Here is a 650-nt window from a genome sequence, read left to right on the forward strand (position 1 = left end):
TAGTCCAGCCCGCTCATCAGCACCTTGGCGCCGCCGTTCTCGGCGCCGAGGATGTTCTCGACCGGCACTTCCACGTCCTGGAACACCAGTTCGCCGGTGTGCGAGCCGCGCATGCCCAGCTTGTCCAGCTTTTGCGCCACCGAGAAGCCCTTCATGCCCTTCTCGACGATAAAAGCGGTCATGCCGCGCGCGCCCAGCTCGGGCTCGGTCTTGGCGTAGACCACCAGCACGTCGCAGTCCGGGCCGTTGGTGATCCACATCTTGGTGCCGTTGAGCACGTAGCGGTCGCCCTTCAGTTCGGCGCGCAGCTTCATGCTGACCACGTCGGAGCCGGCATTGGGCTCGCTCATCGCCAGCGCGCCGATCCACTCGCCCGAGACCAGCTTGGGCAGGTACTTCGCCTTCTGCGCGGCGGTGCCGTTGCGGTGGATCTGGTTCACGCACAGGTTGGAGTGCGCGCCGTAGGACAGGCCGACCGACGCCGAGGCGCGGCTGATTTCTTCCATCGCGATCATGTGCGCCAGGTAGCCCATGTTGGCGCCGCCGTATTCCTCGGCCACGGTGATGCCCAGCACGCCCAGGTCGCCCATCTTCTTCCAGGCGTCCATCGGGAACTGGTCGGTGCGGTCGATCTCGGCGGCGCGCGGGGC

General features: G+C 66.6%; 1 protein-coding gene. It reads right to left on the bottom strand.

Annotated elements, in window-relative coordinates; all coding sequences use genetic code 11:
• Nucleotides 1-650: acyl-CoA dehydrogenase family protein (locus AC3WL8_RS39980; RefSeq protein ID WP_492380267.1), on the bottom strand; the 650-nt coding region annotated here is incomplete at both ends.

Source organism: Cupriavidus sp. FW305-F7 (assembly GCF_058782875.1).